This window comes from Bombiscardovia coagulans, from assembly GCF_002259585.1.
Taxonomy (GTDB): Bacteria; Actinomycetota; Actinomycetes; order Actinomycetales; family Bifidobacteriaceae; genus Bombiscardovia; species Bombiscardovia coagulans.
Genome location: NZ_MWWS01000004.1, coordinates 1 through 13,700, shown reverse-complemented (window position 1 = coordinate 13,700; position 13,700 = coordinate 1). Strand labels below are relative to the sequence as shown.

Annotated in this window: 18 protein-coding genes; 9 read left to right on the top strand and 9 right to left on the bottom strand. The window is 45.0% G+C overall.

The genetic code is table 11. The annotated features are described in order from the left end of the window. Positions 1 to 13: 13 nt before the first annotated feature. The 4 genes from BOCO_RS07360 to BOCO_RS01690 all read right to left on the bottom strand — a co-directional run bounded on the left by BOCO_RS07360 (position 14) and on the right by BOCO_RS01690 (position 2,291). Positions 14 to 220 carry a hypothetical protein gene (locus BOCO_RS07360; protein ID WP_148140033.1) on the bottom strand — a complete coding sequence of 69 codons (207 nt, stop codon included), beginning with the start codon at positions 218 to 220 and terminating at the stop codon, positions 14 to 16. 255 nt (positions 221 to 475) lie between these two features. Next, on the bottom strand, positions 476 to 754 hold the full coding sequence (locus BOCO_RS01700; protein WP_148140032.1) for a hypothetical protein: 279 nt from the start codon (positions 752 to 754) through the stop codon (positions 476 to 478). Between the two features lie 168 nt (positions 755 to 922). Next, a complete protein-coding gene (locus tag BOCO_RS01695) occupies positions 923 to 1,507 on the bottom strand; it encodes an ImmA/IrrE family metallo-endopeptidase (RefSeq protein ID WP_094722387.1) in 585 nt (194 codons plus the stop codon). 577 nt (positions 1,508 to 2,084) lie between these two features. Then, positions 2,085 to 2,291: a hypothetical protein gene (locus BOCO_RS01690; protein ID WP_094722386.1), complete on the bottom strand. Its 207-nt coding sequence runs from the start codon at positions 2,289 to 2,291 to the stop codon at positions 2,085 to 2,087. A 606-nt stretch (positions 2,292 to 2,897) separates the two neighbouring features. Between BOCO_RS01690 and BOCO_RS01685 the strand changes: the two genes are divergently transcribed. From BOCO_RS01685 to BOCO_RS01650, 7 genes are all read left to right on the top strand, one after another. Next, a complete protein-coding gene (locus BOCO_RS01685) occupies positions 2,898 to 3,509 on the top strand; it encodes a hypothetical protein (RefSeq protein ID WP_094722385.1) in 612 nt (203 codons plus the stop codon). 86 nt (positions 3,510 to 3,595) lie between these two features. After that, entirely contained in the window at positions 3,596 to 3,835 is a 240-nt protein-coding gene (locus BOCO_RS01680; protein ID WP_148140031.1) for a hypothetical protein, read from the top strand. A 12-nt stretch (positions 3,836 to 3,847) separates the two neighbouring features. Next, positions 3,848 to 4,834, top strand: a complete 987-nt coding sequence (locus BOCO_RS01675; RefSeq protein WP_094722383.1) for a hypothetical protein — start codon at positions 3,848 to 3,850, stop codon at positions 4,832 to 4,834. A gap of 662 nt (positions 4,835 to 5,496) precedes the next feature. After that, positions 5,497 to 5,712: a hypothetical protein gene (locus tag BOCO_RS01665; RefSeq protein ID WP_094722381.1), complete on the top strand. Its 216-nt coding sequence runs from the start codon at positions 5,497 to 5,499 to the stop codon at positions 5,710 to 5,712. A gap of 55 nt (positions 5,713 to 5,767) precedes the next feature. Then, positions 5,768 to 6,130, top strand: coding sequence for a helix-turn-helix domain-containing protein (locus BOCO_RS01660; RefSeq protein WP_094722380.1), 363 nt, complete (start codon positions 5,768 to 5,770; stop codon positions 6,128 to 6,130). Then, on the top strand, positions 6,114 to 6,968 hold the full coding sequence (locus tag BOCO_RS01655; RefSeq protein WP_094722379.1) for a hypothetical protein: 855 nt from the start codon (positions 6,114 to 6,116) through the stop codon (positions 6,966 to 6,968). The genes BOCO_RS01660 and BOCO_RS01655 overlap by 17 nt, the downstream gene beginning before the upstream one ends. Next, positions 6,956 to 7,813 (top strand): tyrosine-type recombinase/integrase, encoded by an 858-nt coding sequence (locus tag BOCO_RS01650; RefSeq protein WP_094722378.1) that lies wholly within the window; start codon positions 6,956 to 6,958, stop codon positions 7,811 to 7,813. The genes BOCO_RS01655 and BOCO_RS01650 overlap by 13 nt, the downstream gene beginning before the upstream one ends. 269 nt (positions 7,814 to 8,082) lie before the next feature. Here BOCO_RS01650 and BOCO_RS07445 read toward each other — a convergent pair whose 3' ends face one another. Then, complete coding sequence (locus tag BOCO_RS07445; RefSeq protein WP_158520385.1) at positions 8,083 to 8,256, bottom strand: hypothetical protein; 174 nt, start codon at positions 8,254 to 8,256, stop codon at positions 8,083 to 8,085. Positions 8,257 to 9,080: 824 nt separating this feature from the next. Between BOCO_RS07445 and BOCO_RS01645 the strand changes: the two genes are divergently transcribed. After that, on the top strand, positions 9,081 to 9,908 hold the full coding sequence (locus BOCO_RS01645; RefSeq protein WP_094722377.1) for a TIR domain-containing protein: 828 nt from the start codon (positions 9,081 to 9,083) through the stop codon (positions 9,906 to 9,908). 222 nt (positions 9,909 to 10,130) lie between these two features. On the opposite strand, the gene BOCO_RS01640 is transcribed toward BOCO_RS01645, so the two are convergent. The 4 genes from BOCO_RS01640 to BOCO_RS01625 form a co-directional block, all read right to left on the bottom strand. Then, positions 10,131 to 10,517 (bottom strand): hypothetical protein, encoded by a 387-nt coding sequence (locus BOCO_RS01640; RefSeq protein ID WP_094722376.1) that lies wholly within the window; start codon positions 10,515 to 10,517, stop codon positions 10,131 to 10,133. Further along, positions 10,507 to 11,004, bottom strand: a complete 498-nt coding sequence (locus BOCO_RS01635) for a helix-turn-helix domain-containing protein (RefSeq protein ID WP_094722375.1) — start codon at positions 11,002 to 11,004, stop codon at positions 10,507 to 10,509. Before BOCO_RS01635 ends, BOCO_RS01640 begins: the two co-directional genes overlap by 11 nt. 78 nt (positions 11,005 to 11,082) lie before the next feature. Then, complete coding sequence (locus tag BOCO_RS01630; protein ID WP_094722374.1) at positions 11,083 to 11,676, bottom strand: hypothetical protein; 594 nt, start codon at positions 11,674 to 11,676, stop codon at positions 11,083 to 11,085. 242 nt (positions 11,677 to 11,918) lie between these two features. Next, entirely contained in the window at positions 11,919 to 13,148 is a 1,230-nt protein-coding gene (locus tag BOCO_RS01625; protein ID WP_094722373.1) for a tyrosine-type recombinase/integrase, read from the bottom strand. Between the two features lie 362 nt (positions 13,149 to 13,510). Between BOCO_RS01625 and BOCO_RS01615 the strand changes: the two genes are divergently transcribed. Next, positions 13,511 to 13,700 (top strand): hypothetical protein (locus BOCO_RS01615; RefSeq protein WP_148140029.1); only part of this gene is annotated, 190 nt, incomplete at its 3' end.

Genomic DNA, 13,700 nt, shown 5'->3' with positions numbered 1-13,700 from the left:
ACAGGCGTGTTAACTATTTCTTGTTTGCAGTAAACCCGGCCTCACGACGCAGCTCCTCGTCATCTCCAATGTAATGGGAGACAAAACCTGACATGAACTCCTGGGTCTTCCTTCTTGACTCGTCCAAATCAATCTCTGACACCTTGGCCGGATCGATAACATAGTGTTGGGTCAATGAACGCAACGCCATTTTGTTTTCTTCCTTTCGATACCAATTCATATCCACGCGGCGCCACCCTTTTCTTTAATATTCCCTAACGCCGTTTATCTGATAATAAACTGGTATCTCTTATACTACAGGAACCAGCGACAATCGTAACGTGATTTTTTAACAGCAGAAACGGTCACCACTCAGTCGTAGCCATATTGCATTTCTGATTCTTTCTGTGCACAGTGGCATAAATTTTTAGACACGCAAACCACAATCTATTCCCCAGTATCTCTTTCACATGAAAATATTCGTATCTGAGAACCCTTACTCGATGCCGTGTGCTGAGTCGAGTTTAAGCATGGCCTGCTTGCGCTCGTCTAGTCCAGCGGTCCGGTAATGTTCGAGAACATACCCCAATATGGTTCTCAGATTGTTCTGCTGGCGTAGGCTCTCATTCTCCAGCTCAAGCCTCTTTATCTTTTCGTCCTCTTTACGCTGCTCCTGTGCCCGCCTCTGCTCATCGGTCTTCTCGCCTTGCTCTTCAGCACCTTCACCGCTGTCATCCAAAGAGGCAGTATCGGTAGTGTCCGATCTCTCCCCCACCGCACATTGTTCAGACCACAACTCACCGGCGACAGAACCAGTCCCAGCAGCCTCTCTTTGCGCTGACTCATATCCAAGAGCAACGCCTGCACTTCCTGTTTGCCCTTTTCAATGACGGTCTGATCCACCTCGCTGATTTTTATATCCTTCAGCGCCGATCAATACCCGTTAACGCAAACCGAGGTTGACGCGCCGGAAGGACATGTCACTCTCCGACACATCGAATATTCTGGCCATCTGCTCATCGGTCTTGCCTTCAGACCAGTACTTCCGCACAATGGCAGCGGGCATCAGCAGCGCCGCGGCGAAACGATTAGACCAAATCTCATTAGGGTCGAAACCCTTGGACGAGTTTCGGTCACGATGCTCAGGCTCCACCGTAATCTCATCCGAAGGCCACTCCTGGTATTGTCTGATGTAGTGACCCAACTCATGGGCAAGGGTGAAGCGTTGGCGCACTTCAGCCTGATAACAGTTCGAAACCGCCTTGAATGGCTGTTGGGGCTTATCCTTGATAAGCATGCCATCCAACTCAGTCGGAAGTGGGAGCGACTGCACAATCAATCCAAGCGAATGGGCTATATCCCCCACACGGATAGGGAGCTTGACGTGCCTTTGGCTATCTGTGACCGTCGCGAGCAAGGTCTTGATCGCCGCATCCTCCGGTTGTGTCGAATCACTGACAGGAATCACAGTCCCCCCGGCGACAGCATCCACTGATTCTTTGGTAGCATTCCTCAACGTATCTGTCATCTCGCCTCCCGCCTCTTAGATTCTCAGCAAGATAGCATTATGTAGCCTCCACTGCCCTCTTTGCTGACAATTAAACTATAACATCGCTACAACGGTTCACATTTGCTTGAAAACACAGGTAAATGTTGCAAAACCCATAAACAATGGCAATAATTCCGATTTATCCACATTATGGTAACCGCATGAATAACTTGACTCGCAAGCAAAATAGCAGCGACGCATTACCCAATTCAAGCCGGCCGCTTATTCGATGCCGAGTGCTGAGTCGAGTTTAAGCATGGCCTGCTTGCGCTCGTTCTATCTGTGGTCCGATAGTGTTCGCGTTCAAATTGTCTTAACGTAACAAATGATAGCCCGGCTTCGGCACGACTTTCTTGTAGTTGTATGTAAGGTATCGTAAAAAGTCATCTGACGTTAGTGCCTATTTGCGTTTTCGTATTATTGAATCGATAATGTGCGGCCCCGCAGGCACGGCTCCAATCAACGTGGATGTGACAGTTCCGGCATGTTCTCACATTATCCTACAAACAATGAGAGAAGAAAATCTAACCCAGGGTAAGAACGTGAAACCTAATATTCAATCTTCTGAGTAGTTAGTGTACTCAGCAGGATGAGTGTCCATCGCCTGTCGAATCGCTTTGCCTACGTTGTTCCAAGCTTGGGTCTGCAACTGGCTGGCTGTCAAAGGAGCTAGGATACTGCGCGTTGTTGGCTGTTGAGTTTGCGCTATCTTTGCCCCTCGTGAGACCCCCCGGAAGATTGATTGAAGAGTGTTCATTGTCATCCTGGCAGTCGCCTCCTTTTCTCATATCAACGTTCACTCGGTATAACCCATCATGAAAACATTAGCTACTCAGAACCAGTACGTTGGTTGTTCACGCCTAATATTCAACCATCAGTTTACTAAAATGTATCCTATCAGTACAACCAACCATAATACCTGTTGAGACAGTAGGTAGATGTAGAAGAATATATGAAATTCTCAATCTCATATCAACACAAGGGTGCTTATTACCGCGCAAAAACACAGAAGACTACCCATAACTGCTATTACATACTCCGTCCAACAATAAAAACAGTATGGCTGAGACGAACAAGATTATATATGTGGAGCGGATGACGGGAATCGAACCCGCGTAATCAGTTTGGAAGACTGAGGCTTCTGCTGCTATAGATATTGATATGCATGGCCTCAGTAAAATTACAGTAGCCTATGTGTAGCCTATCCACAATTTCTTCACATAGAGAGGGGTGTAACCATCAGATAGTGTGAAGAGAGAGTGCGACACGCCCGCATTTAATCCGGATGCACTTTATATCCGATCGGTATATAGTGATAGATATCAGCGGGAAGCACATGGCAGCCCACAGAGTAGCGTAAGGCTCAAAAATGATGACACATGATTATAGTCCAGTAAAAGCAATCGCATTCAATGGCAAGATCAGGGTCATGTCCGATTATGACGAGACATTTGTAAAAGAAGCAAAAAAGCTAAAAGGTACATGGTCACCTAAAGATTACTTCACCGGAAGCAGTGGGTACTGGTCCTTTGATATCAGCGATCAAGATAAAGTTTTCGCGCTGATCGAGGATGTATATCACTTTACGATGGATGCTTACTCATATCGCACGCTGGTAGATATGAAAGACGCCGATAAGTCTGCCCGTGTCGGAAGGACGGTGGTATGGAGTGCTGACGGAAAGACTTGCGCTGACGGTGTCACAGCGGTGGATGTGTGGAGTACCGGCAGTGATCCCTGCGTGCAAAAGGGCCACCGGTACACACTGGTAAAAGGCACCCTTTACTGGGGAGGACCTAAGCCCATGCAAGACTACCCCGACATCTTCGACCAAGAGATAAAAGATGATTCTGGTCGCATCGTAGGCGGAGAAGCTATAGATGAGGCTGCTATCAGCTTCACAAAAATTGATCGACCACCATACGTAAGAAGGCAGTATCGTCGCAAGCCATATGTAACAGCAGAAGAAAGGATGGCATGACTCCAGCAGATTTCAAAGCGACACGAGAATCGCTCCACCTCTCCCTTGACTGGCTAGCAAGCAGGTGGAAAGTACATAGACAAAGCGTGCAAAGATGGGAAAAGGGCGATAGGACCATACCAGACGCTATCGCCCAAGACCTCCAAGCCCTTGAAGCGCAGGCACACCTCATCATCGAGGAGGGTATCGCTACAGCTGATAGTGATCTTTTTGTGCCTCGCACTGATGCAGCATGGGATACTGACGGTATGCCCGCGGCATGGCATCGCATGATCGCAAAACAGATCGCGGCAAGCACTGGAGCTAAGCTCCACTATCTCACATAGGAGTAAGACACAATGACTACCACAGAAGACACAGTAAATACTAACGAATTTTTGCGTCTCTTGTATGATATGCAGGATATCAGGGATCGAGTCGTCTCTTTCCCTATGACACTACGCGACGATGAGTACCCATATATCACGGTGGAGGATGCTGACAAGCTCGGACATGACAAAGAGCCGATAGAGCATGTGCCCGGTGTGCCACTGTACCCAGCTGATGTGACGGTCACCCTCCTACCCATACAAGGAGAGTCACCAAAAACAGTGTTTACAATCAAGCATGATGCTCAGACGGTCTGTGCGCCAGACAGTCTAGGAGCATACGGGCCAGAGGGAGCTATTCAAAAAATCATCACTGCCCTACTCGATGGCACATATCAGTATGCAGGAGTGCGTGACATGGAATTTACGTGCATCTCTCTTGTAGCTCTTGGACTGCCAGACCTCATCGCGTACCCACAAGAGCATCACTCCTACAAGGTCTATGCTGACTGTGGAGCGGATGACACCTACGATATGAGGATGTACTTACAGCTCACGATAGGTGGGTATCACATGAGTGACGACAGGACTACATCACTAGTCTCTGAAGCCGAGCGTGCGCTTGAGAGAGCCGCTAGTCTGCCTCAGACGGAGAAGATGCCGTCTGAGCAAGAGATACTAGCTGAGCTCCCAGCATCTGACGGAGTCACATACACAATTGAGAAAGTATGGCGGATTTGCGACAGCTTATACGCTATCTTTGATGGAATATATGAGGACCGGATGCACGCATGGTGCGTCATGGCCAAAAGAACTAAAGGATCCTTCACTCACACGAAATATTATACCCTGATCCACAGTTATGCTGGTGCGGGTGGCGGTGATGATGCAGCTTGCTTTGATCGTCGATGGACGATCAGTTCGCGACTATCAGTAGAGCGAGTAATGTCCCTATATCCACTTTTACGGGCCGAGGTAGCAATTACACAGACAAAAGATAAAAGAGAAAGCATATAAAAAGAAGCTTAGGTCCGCATATGATATGCGAACCTAAGCTATTCTCCTTAAAGGAGCAATACCATGTTTAATTCTTACAATAGTACACAAAGAGCGCACGGTCTATGATACAGAGACAAACTTCACATTTTCTTCATATTCCATGAAAGCTTGCCTTTACTATACCTACACGCACAAGTAAGCTCGACCAATATACCTTCTGCCTGCCGCGGGGTGTGAGTATACACACACCACTATTTGTGTCTGTATTTATCACGGAGTCTTTGATAGTCCTGCTCGCTACCGTCGACACGTATAGATGCTATATCAGCCTTAATCTCTTCTTTCTCTCGGAAAAGTTGGTTTTGCTGTGAGACAGTGAGATGTGGGTCCTGAAGCTGATCGAGGACTCTATCGAGTCGCTTGTATAAAAGTGTTTTGACTTGTACATGTCTATCTGTGGTCTGGTCATAGCTTTCTCGCCGTGTAGGGCGCAGGCTTACGTCTGAGGGATCATCGATGTACATATGACCATAGAATACCAGCATAAATGAGCATATGATTTACCATACAGTGCGACACGCTGTGATAATCTCATGTTGCATATCAAACCGTTTGTGCCATAGTAATAGGTATCAGCGGGAAGCACAAGGCAAGCCCGAGATGAGCAGAAAGGCTCTAACATGACTACTAATACTATAATCAACTCCGCAGGTACTGAGTTTGATGTCAAGCAGTGGGATGCTATTACAAATACTATGGATGCGGCTATTCGCGAGAAGCTAGCTGATAAGCTTGCTCCTTGTTCTGAGCAAGAATTCTTCTCGGCTTACGCTAAAGCACATGAAGAGACATTCGGTGAAACATGGGAGTTAGATAAAGCTAACCCGGTCTGGTAAGTACGTTTTAACTGGCCTGTGATTGCATAGGCCAGTTTCTTTTATTGAGGAGGGGATGATTGTGTCTCCAGCAGAGATGAGATGTTTGTGTGAGTATATGGGATTATCTGCTAAATGGCTAGCAGCCCGGTGGGGAGTGACTGATTACTCAGTACAACGGTGGGAACGGAACCGTATATTACCTGACTCGTTAGCACAAGATTTAGCGGATTTAGAGGTTGAGTTTAATCAAATTGTGGCGCGAGAGATTGAGCGACGAGCTGATGTGATTCTAGTGCCGCGCACTGACGATGAAGCGTTAGAAGGTAAGCCTGCTGCTTGGTGGAGAGCGATTGCTCATCGAGTCCGCGAGGATACAGACGCGATGATTGTTTATTATAGCGATGATGTGCGTGTAGATCATGAGCCGCAAGCGTAGTAAACCGCGTTTGACTCCAGTTTGGCTACCATGGATACGCGCTCATCTCGCTCAATATCAGCAGGACAGGCTTGTTCAGCAATCACAGGTATTGCAATCAGTATCGTATGAGGGTATCTTAGCTCAAGCTTGGAGTGAGGCTGATGCTTTGCGTGTAGCTCCTTTGTGGTGGGTGAGTCGTGATATGACTACATTATCAGTCGATACCGCTCAAGCTGGTGGTTTGCCAGACGTAGAACCGCCGTCACTTACAGGCTTTATGGTCTTTGATGGTGGTTTACCGCTTGACTTCTCAGATATGCCGATAGCTGTGCCCAGCATTAACGCTATCTATTGGATCATTGATGGTAGTGAGCCTAGCAATCATGGTCGCGTGTGGATCATACGACCACACTTATACACCACTGATCCGGATATACGAACAGCTCATGGTGGGCTACCCTTAGCTGAGATACCACAAGCTCTTCACCCGGCTGTAACACAAGTGCTGGGTGATATTTTGATAGCGGTATGGGCGTTAAGCCAAGAGCCACGTGTCTGTCAAACTCGACAAGCTCAATCATCGCCACTAGACCGAGTGCCCGTAGCCCACGATCCACAGCAGCATCACGTGAAAATGTTGGTATTGCGTGAGAATCTCCGTAATCCTTTATCGCACTCAGATACCAACGAGCCGAGAGTATGGACCCATAGGTGGATTGTCAGAGGCTTTTGGCGTAATCAGGCATTCGGGCCTGACCACAGTTTAAGGCGTAAACAATGGATACCACCCTTTGTGAAAGGCCCTGCAAACTTGCCACTAATCCATAAGGAGACAGTCCGTATATGGCGCAGGTGACTCTAGATGATGTGATTGCAAGATATTTAGCGCCACACACTCACACCACTCGCTCATCATATAAAAGTATTATCAATACGTGGTTGGTGTGGTGTAATGACAATGCTATAAATCCGTTAATGGCCACTGCCAGTCATATAGAGGTGTATGGCAGATATATCCAAGAGCATCTCGACTACTCTACTCGCTACCGTAGTGTCAGTCTCTCGGTGATCTGCAATTTGTACAAACAGCTCACCATTGCAGGACTAGTAAGACAAGACCCAAGCCCGTATGTGAGACGACCTCGAGTCAGCTTACATTCCGAAGGCAGTTATCTCACCCGTGAGCAAGCTAGAGACTTACTGCAAGCTGCACAACACAGCCCGGACCTGCGCCTAGATGCACTCATACGACTACTACTCCTCAACGGGTGCCGTATCACTGAGGCAATCAGTCTTACCACCGGTGACCATCACACCGGACATGCTCCTTGGCTGCGACTACCTCGTAAAGGTCAATGGCATCAGCAAGTAGCTATCACAGCAGAAACTAGTCAAGCTCTCGATCGAATATCGATTGCACCAGACACAGCCCCCATTTTCAGGCGTGATGGAGAGCAATTACCGGTCGGTGCTGCTCGCCGTTTAGTAGTCAAACTGTGTATGAGTATAGGATTAGATCACATCACACCGCACAGTCTACGTCGTACATTCGCGACACTGTCACGAGATGCCGGAGTCGACGACAAAGACATCATGGCAGCGGGAGGATGGACCAGCTCTGACATGCTCGACTACTACGATATGCACAGTCGAGCACTCAATGGCACGGCCACGACCACACTTTCTGCTTACCTGTCCTGATGGCTGTCATCCGACGCGACACAGCTCAGAGTCCCTCGGACTCACCCTCATAAGACTACAAGACTGATCTTTTATCTGGTGGGGATATCACCACACGCGCTGTCTACTAAGACAATATCTGCATCTTTTTTGCAGTTATGCATATTTTGCATGCAAGAACTATATCATGCGTGTAGTCTCTGGGAGACTTTATTAAAGCAATTCTCGGTAAGCTATCCACTAAACGCAAAAATTGCCACCGCTCTCAAGTCTCCCGGAGGCTAGGGCAATTACGCAGGTGACGTAGCCTGTTGGAATATTGAATCAAGTTCATGGTTTCCTTGAGTTGACATTTGTAATGATTCCAGCAAACCATCCCGTACTAGAGGATCACTTTCACCCATTGCTGATTTCAATGCAGCAACATAAGAACTTTTCAAATCAGCATTTACCGATCCGCTCAACAGTCATCTTCCCTTCGTAATTTGATCTACAACCGCTATTAGATTTCTGGCGTTCATACCGACCTGAAAGAAGTGCCCTAGTTTCTACAAGGAGACCCTTCCAATAGTCTTCTGGGAGCTGATCGGCTTCCCCTCGCTTAGTTTGCTCCAAGATTCCTTGCTTCCAAAGCCATATTTTCCTGTTCCTGCCAAGAAGTATCTAACCTCTTTCCAAGGAGCGTAGGAAGCTCCGTCATTGTCTCCGCCATAGAGTCCTCCAAGGTTTGATTCCAATATTATATCTGTTGATGATGTCGTAGTTCCTTTCGCGGCATAGGAAGTGTTTCGAGTCAACATCAACTGCCAATTTTCTCGAACGCAAAATCTCCAATTGCTGATCTATCGTCTGAAAAGCACCGAAGGCCACCATAATACTTATGATGGCCTTCAAGCGAGCTGGACGAAGTCCAACTTTTTTCACTTCTCCAGTCTACCTGAATCTCTAGGTCTTAGAAACCACTTCTCAGCACCATGATGCAATCAATACATATCGCCCTCCCCTGCCGAAGCAGTGGGAAGGCGATATGTATTGCCGCAGATCCGTGACAAGTTGACTCGCTTGTCATTCTGATTGGGTTATGATCTACACCAAAACCCGCTGCTAGAATGCCAGCAGCAGTGGAGATGAAACTGATGTTCTCATTCCATTACTGTTTGCACCAGGGCATTTTGAGTTTTAAAAGTGTAGTACTACACGTAAAACATTACACTCGGTAACAATTTGAAATACAATTTGGGTTACACTTTCAAGTAGGCTCATGTAAGAATAAATGGGAGGCCTGGGTATGTTTAACCTCATTGTTAGTGCAAAGGGTGATGTTACTTCAGTTACAAAAGATCGGATACTGGAACGCCTTTATACGAAAGATCATATTCGACGACAATTTGTCACTGCGGATGGTGATATTGATAGAAGGAAACTTGAAACACTTCCTGTTCTTTTAGTGGAAGAGTTTAAGGATGATGTAAAGGTTCCAGTACGAGTTGGATATTTTACAGCGCCCTTCTCAGATGATGTTAAACAATCACTTTTCATTCCTTCTTTCACAGCTGAGATTTTGCAAGATAATTTATCAGCTTTCTCTATGGTTGAATGGGAAAATACTCATACTCATTGGGCAGTTAAGGAAGGTGATTTATTCCAAATACTTGGCAATATTTTCGAGTCGCGACCAGATTGTAAAAATCGTATCAACCAGTTTCCTATTGAACAGATAGTTTCAAACCGTGTTGCTGTTATGATGTCGTTCAAAGCAGAATATGATGACACCTATGAGACTATAAAACAAGCTTGCTCTCAGGAAGGTTATGAGGCTAAACGAGTTGATGAATTTTATGATCCAACGAGCATACCCGAGCAAATTATTGAACTGATAAACAGTTCTGCTTATGTCATCGCTGATATTAGTGAGTTGAATGCTAACGTGCTATTTGAAGCTGGTTATGCGGCTGGTGTTCAAAAACCAACGATTCTAGTAACGAGCACATCCGATACACCAGTGCCTTTTGACATACGTCATATAAGATATTTCTCTTATTTGAACAACAAACAAGGAAGGAAAAAGCTTTTCACCAGTGTTGTATATGCATTACAGTCACTACAAGCACGGTAACTTCATTACTTCTACCACTGTGATAAGCTATTGACTGTCGCTAATACAAGCATTTTTATGTGTTCACAACGTTTTAGAAGCAGGTATCATTAGAAGGCTAATATCGGATTACCGGAATCATAATTAGTGTTTACCATGCGATACTCCCTATGAGTTCTTAGATGAGTATGCATGTATTAGATTCGCAGTTTGTACAATTAATTGTGTGTATTGTTCGTCTGTTCAACTGTCTAACCGTTTTTCCACAACATCTGAAGGTAAATACAGTGGAAGTACTGAGTTAGCTCCTACACCGTATCTACGCATTTGACTGATTAAATCAGGTCTAACAAACGGCCACACTACTGGTATTAAAACAAGAGCATTAGACGGATCTGGGAGTGGTTCAGAAAAACTAACAGCATATTCGAGTGTCGAGTCAAAAAGAACCGTATCTGTGTCTTTACTCTTATACTGAGTATAAAAAGTTATCTCATATGGCCAGGGCTTATTATCAGATGGATCGATTTGTAGCGAGAACTGAAGATTATTATCTTTTACGCCAGTGTCGTCGTATTCGAGTTTACTTTCTGCTGCATCACTATACAACATTATCTGTTCAACGTGCATGGATTAGCTCTTCCTTATCAACAACAGGTCTTTGAAATTCTGTTTTATCTTGATCTTGGTGCGGTATAGCGTCAATAATAATAGTGCTTGTAGCTGGTTGTTTTGATTTAGGCAAAGAAGCCATGAATCTCCAGGATATGCGATCACAGCTCATACTGTTATCTGACCACGATCGCAGAGCGGTACCATTACGTTCAATACTGTACTGTGAGTAATATCGTTTACCTTCTGATTTCTGTTCAGCATCTTCCACTTCATATTCAATGCGAGCGCCTACTTCTAATGCGTATTCGGTTAGCAGTGAAGTGAGTTTGATTTGACCGTTTTCTATTTTTGAGATGTATGATTGGCTGACTCCCATTTCGTCTGCCAGGTCTTGTTGTGACATTTTGCGTTGTTTGCGCATGGTTACGAGTTTGTTGAGGACATCATTTTCGGCTTTATATAAGTCGTATGCGAGTTCTTCATATGAGTATGGTGATCGCATTCTTTCCCCTTTATTTTGCCCTTTAATGCGTTTTATAATAATGCATATGCATTATTAGATTACCACATGAGTATTCCCCTATGGAATATTAGGCTGTGTTTGGAGTTTTGCTTTAAATAGGTCTATGTTCCATTTGCAGTCGATTCCGAGTTTGCATAAGGTTATTGCTCGGTCGATTTGCTGGTTTTGTAGGTTATTGATGATCGCGTCATGAGTCTCGTTATTCGTAGTGTTGTTATTAATATGTACTTGTTTGCGGTGTAGTACGAGACCGTAGACGCAGGTTTGATGAATGGCTGGTTCTGCGACATAATGGCGTGTTTCTATGGTTTTATTGTTACCTTGTAAAAGATTGTCAAAATGATGCCAGCGTAGTTCTGTCAGAGGGCACTGTTTGTCTTTCCATCTGGCGACTTGTGTGACTTCACTTCCTGGTTTTATTTTACCGAGGCTGATGCGTTCGAGAAATTGTTCTGTGTCAGCGGTTAGTCGTGCTACGAATTTATTGAATGTGCGTGAGTTTAATTGTCTTTCATGTAGTGCATCGTTTGCTACTTCTTGCGCGTACGTGCGTGCTAGTACGTGAATAAATTGTTCATTGTTGTTTACATTGATTGGTTGTCCGAACCACTGATAATGCACTGTGTTGCCTTGCGTGCATCGTGATCTCATAGTAGTGCTCATTATAGTTATTTCCCATGTTTTTTACATTCAACCCTTCGTCTATCAGATCTCCAGTATAGTGCATACTCATGAACTGAGTGTGATTACGGATGGATGGATTGAATGAGTATGAGAACTGGTTTCCTGCTGGCAGAGAGTTGTCCAGTTATCGCGCCAGCAGGAAAAATCTTATGTTTATGTAACGCGACTGCATCATACGGATCGTGGTATTGTGTTTCAATTCACGTATCTTATGATTGAATTAACCAGTCTGTTAACCGTATGCCAGCATGCCGATCGGTGCTTATCCGTTCCATGTCGTAATAGTCGATCATAGTGGGGCTGCTCCAAGCGCCGCTTGCCATGATGTCACGATCAGGGATACCCGCATCACGACAAAGGGTTGCGAATGTGCGACGTAAACTGTGAGCAGTTATATGCTTGTGTATGCCAGCTCGATATGTTACATACATGAGCATTCTGTTAGCTGCATCATCATCTAGTCTTTTACCAGTAGACGATATGAACAAGGGGCCTTCATTTCGGGTCCCAAGCATTCTGTGAATACATTCTACGGTTGTAGGATGTAGGAGTATTTGTTGTGAGAGTTTACCGTGTGATGTGGTTTTACGTGTTACTCGTAGTACCGTACCAGCATCCGTGGTTTCTATACTACTAGTATCAGCATTAAGTGCTTCGCTTATTCGTATGCCCGTGGTTAACAACAACCAATACAAGGCAGCGATTCTCGGATCATTTTCACGTTGAGCTTGCTGTCCTACTTGCTCGGCTTCTTCTTTATTTAACCAGCTGCCTTGTGAATGTGTCTCACGCTTAGGTCGGCGTAAATGAGCAGCAGGATTAGCATCTATATAATGCTCTTGATAAGCGAACCGGTATAAGCTAGCGATAGCAGCTAAAGTAGATCGAATCGAATTAACACTATGATTCGTGTCTTTCAACCAAACACTGAAATGTTCAATATCGGTTCTTTGCGCGGATAACGGCTGTAATTGCTCCTGCTGGCACCAAGCTTGCCAAAGAGTGATAGCACTAGTATAGCGTTTCACTGTTCTAGGAGCATAACCGGCTGCGAAGAAGTCGTCAATCAGTGACTGGGGTAATGATTCTTTCATCGTATTCTCTTTTACTTGTAAGGCTGTGGCTATCATTTCGGCAGTATTGTATTCATAAGGATTCCATGCACTGAACACCTTATGATGTTCAATAAAGAATTTCATGCCCGGGTAAATGGCTCTCCCATTGGCAATGCGCTCCTCACCGAGATAACATTTACGACAATTACCGCTCTTGTAGTAAGCCACATCAATATCTAACAGTTTTACGACAGCATCAAACGTGAAATAGTAGCGTTCTGTCGTCGTATTAGGTTTAGACCATGGTTTTATTTGTTCAAACAGTAGTAACCGTTTAATCACAGTGTCATTTACCAGAGTTTTAGACTTACGATAATATTGCATGATGTCCGTCCTCACAGTGAACTGACAATGTTTTTAAACGTGTAACGGTCACGTTTTCTCGCGGGAAAGCCAATAATACGATTACGAATATCCTGTCTATCCCTTAACACTCTCATTAAGGACATGACAGTAATACTGCAATCCTTGTTTTGTCTTCTGGTGAGTTCATTCATGCGAGTCACCTTTCTACTAGTCATTCCTGTACAACCCCTCACTTATCTATATGCGTCCAAAAATAAGCAGCAAGTATTCAACGGTGAATACGAGTGTCTTTTACCAGATGATGGTGTATGGAAAACGGTTGACGATAAGCGCATAGGTGTGCTTGTACCATATAATCTAGTGCTGAAAGGATAAAACGCATGAGCAATGATGCGCGTAAACCAAAAAACTCTCCTGGTTCCACAGGAGGACAATACGATACTAAACCTGGTGGAAAAGGACAAGACTTACCATCTCTAGCAGAAGCTACTCAAACACCAACAAACACAAACCAGAGAGACGCTAATGCTAAAACTAAGTACGCTCCTGATTTTGAAACAATCATCAATC

What these genes read in the sequence shown, in the direction of transcription:
- BOCO_RS01665 (WP_094722381.1), top strand. Translation starts at nt 5,497, where the DNA reads ATGACTACTAATACTATAATCAACTCCGCAGGTACTGAGTTTGATGTC.
- BOCO_RS01630 (WP_094722374.1), bottom strand. Translation starts at nt 11,676, where the DNA reads ATGAGATCACGATGCACGCAAGGCAACACAGTGCATTATCAGTGGTTC.
- BOCO_RS01645 (WP_094722377.1), top strand. Translation starts at nt 9,081, where the DNA reads ATGTTTAACCTCATTGTTAGTGCAAAGGGTGATGTTACTTCAGTTACA.
- BOCO_RS01625 (WP_094722373.1), bottom strand. Translation starts at nt 13,148, where the DNA reads ATGCAATATTATCGTAAGTCTAAAACTCTGGTAAATGACACTGTGATT.
- BOCO_RS01685 (WP_094722385.1), top strand. Translation starts at nt 2,898, where the DNA reads ATGATGACACATGATTATAGTCCAGTAAAAGCAATCGCATTCAATGGC.
- BOCO_RS01655 (WP_094722379.1), top strand. Translation starts at nt 6,114, where the DNA reads ATGAGCCGCAAGCGTAGTAAACCGCGTTTGACTCCAGTTTGGCTACCA.
- BOCO_RS01675 (WP_094722383.1), top strand. Translation starts at nt 3,848, where the DNA reads ATGACTACCACAGAAGACACAGTAAATACTAACGAATTTTTGCGTCTC.
- BOCO_RS01640 (WP_094722376.1), bottom strand. Translation starts at nt 10,517, where the DNA reads ATGCACGTTGAACAGATAATGTTGTATAGTGATGCAGCAGAAAGTAAA.
- BOCO_RS01660 (WP_094722380.1), top strand. Translation starts at nt 5,768, where the DNA reads ATGATTGTGTCTCCAGCAGAGATGAGATGTTTGTGTGAGTATATGGGA.
- BOCO_RS07360 (WP_148140033.1), bottom strand. Translation starts at nt 220, where the DNA reads ATGAATTGGTATCGAAAGGAAGAAAACAAAATGGCGTTGCGTTCATTG.
- BOCO_RS01650 (WP_094722378.1), top strand. Translation starts at nt 6,956, where the DNA reads ATGGCGCAGGTGACTCTAGATGATGTGATTGCAAGATATTTAGCGCCA.
- BOCO_RS01690 (WP_094722386.1), bottom strand. Translation starts at nt 2,291, where the DNA reads ATGACAATGAACACTCTTCAATCAATCTTCCGGGGGGTCTCACGAGGG.
- BOCO_RS01695 (WP_094722387.1), bottom strand. Translation starts at nt 1,507, where the DNA reads ATGACAGATACGTTGAGGAATGCTACCAAAGAATCAGTGGATGCTGTC.
- BOCO_RS01635 (WP_094722375.1), bottom strand. Translation starts at nt 11,004, where the DNA reads ATGCGATCACCATACTCATATGAAGAACTCGCATACGACTTATATAAA.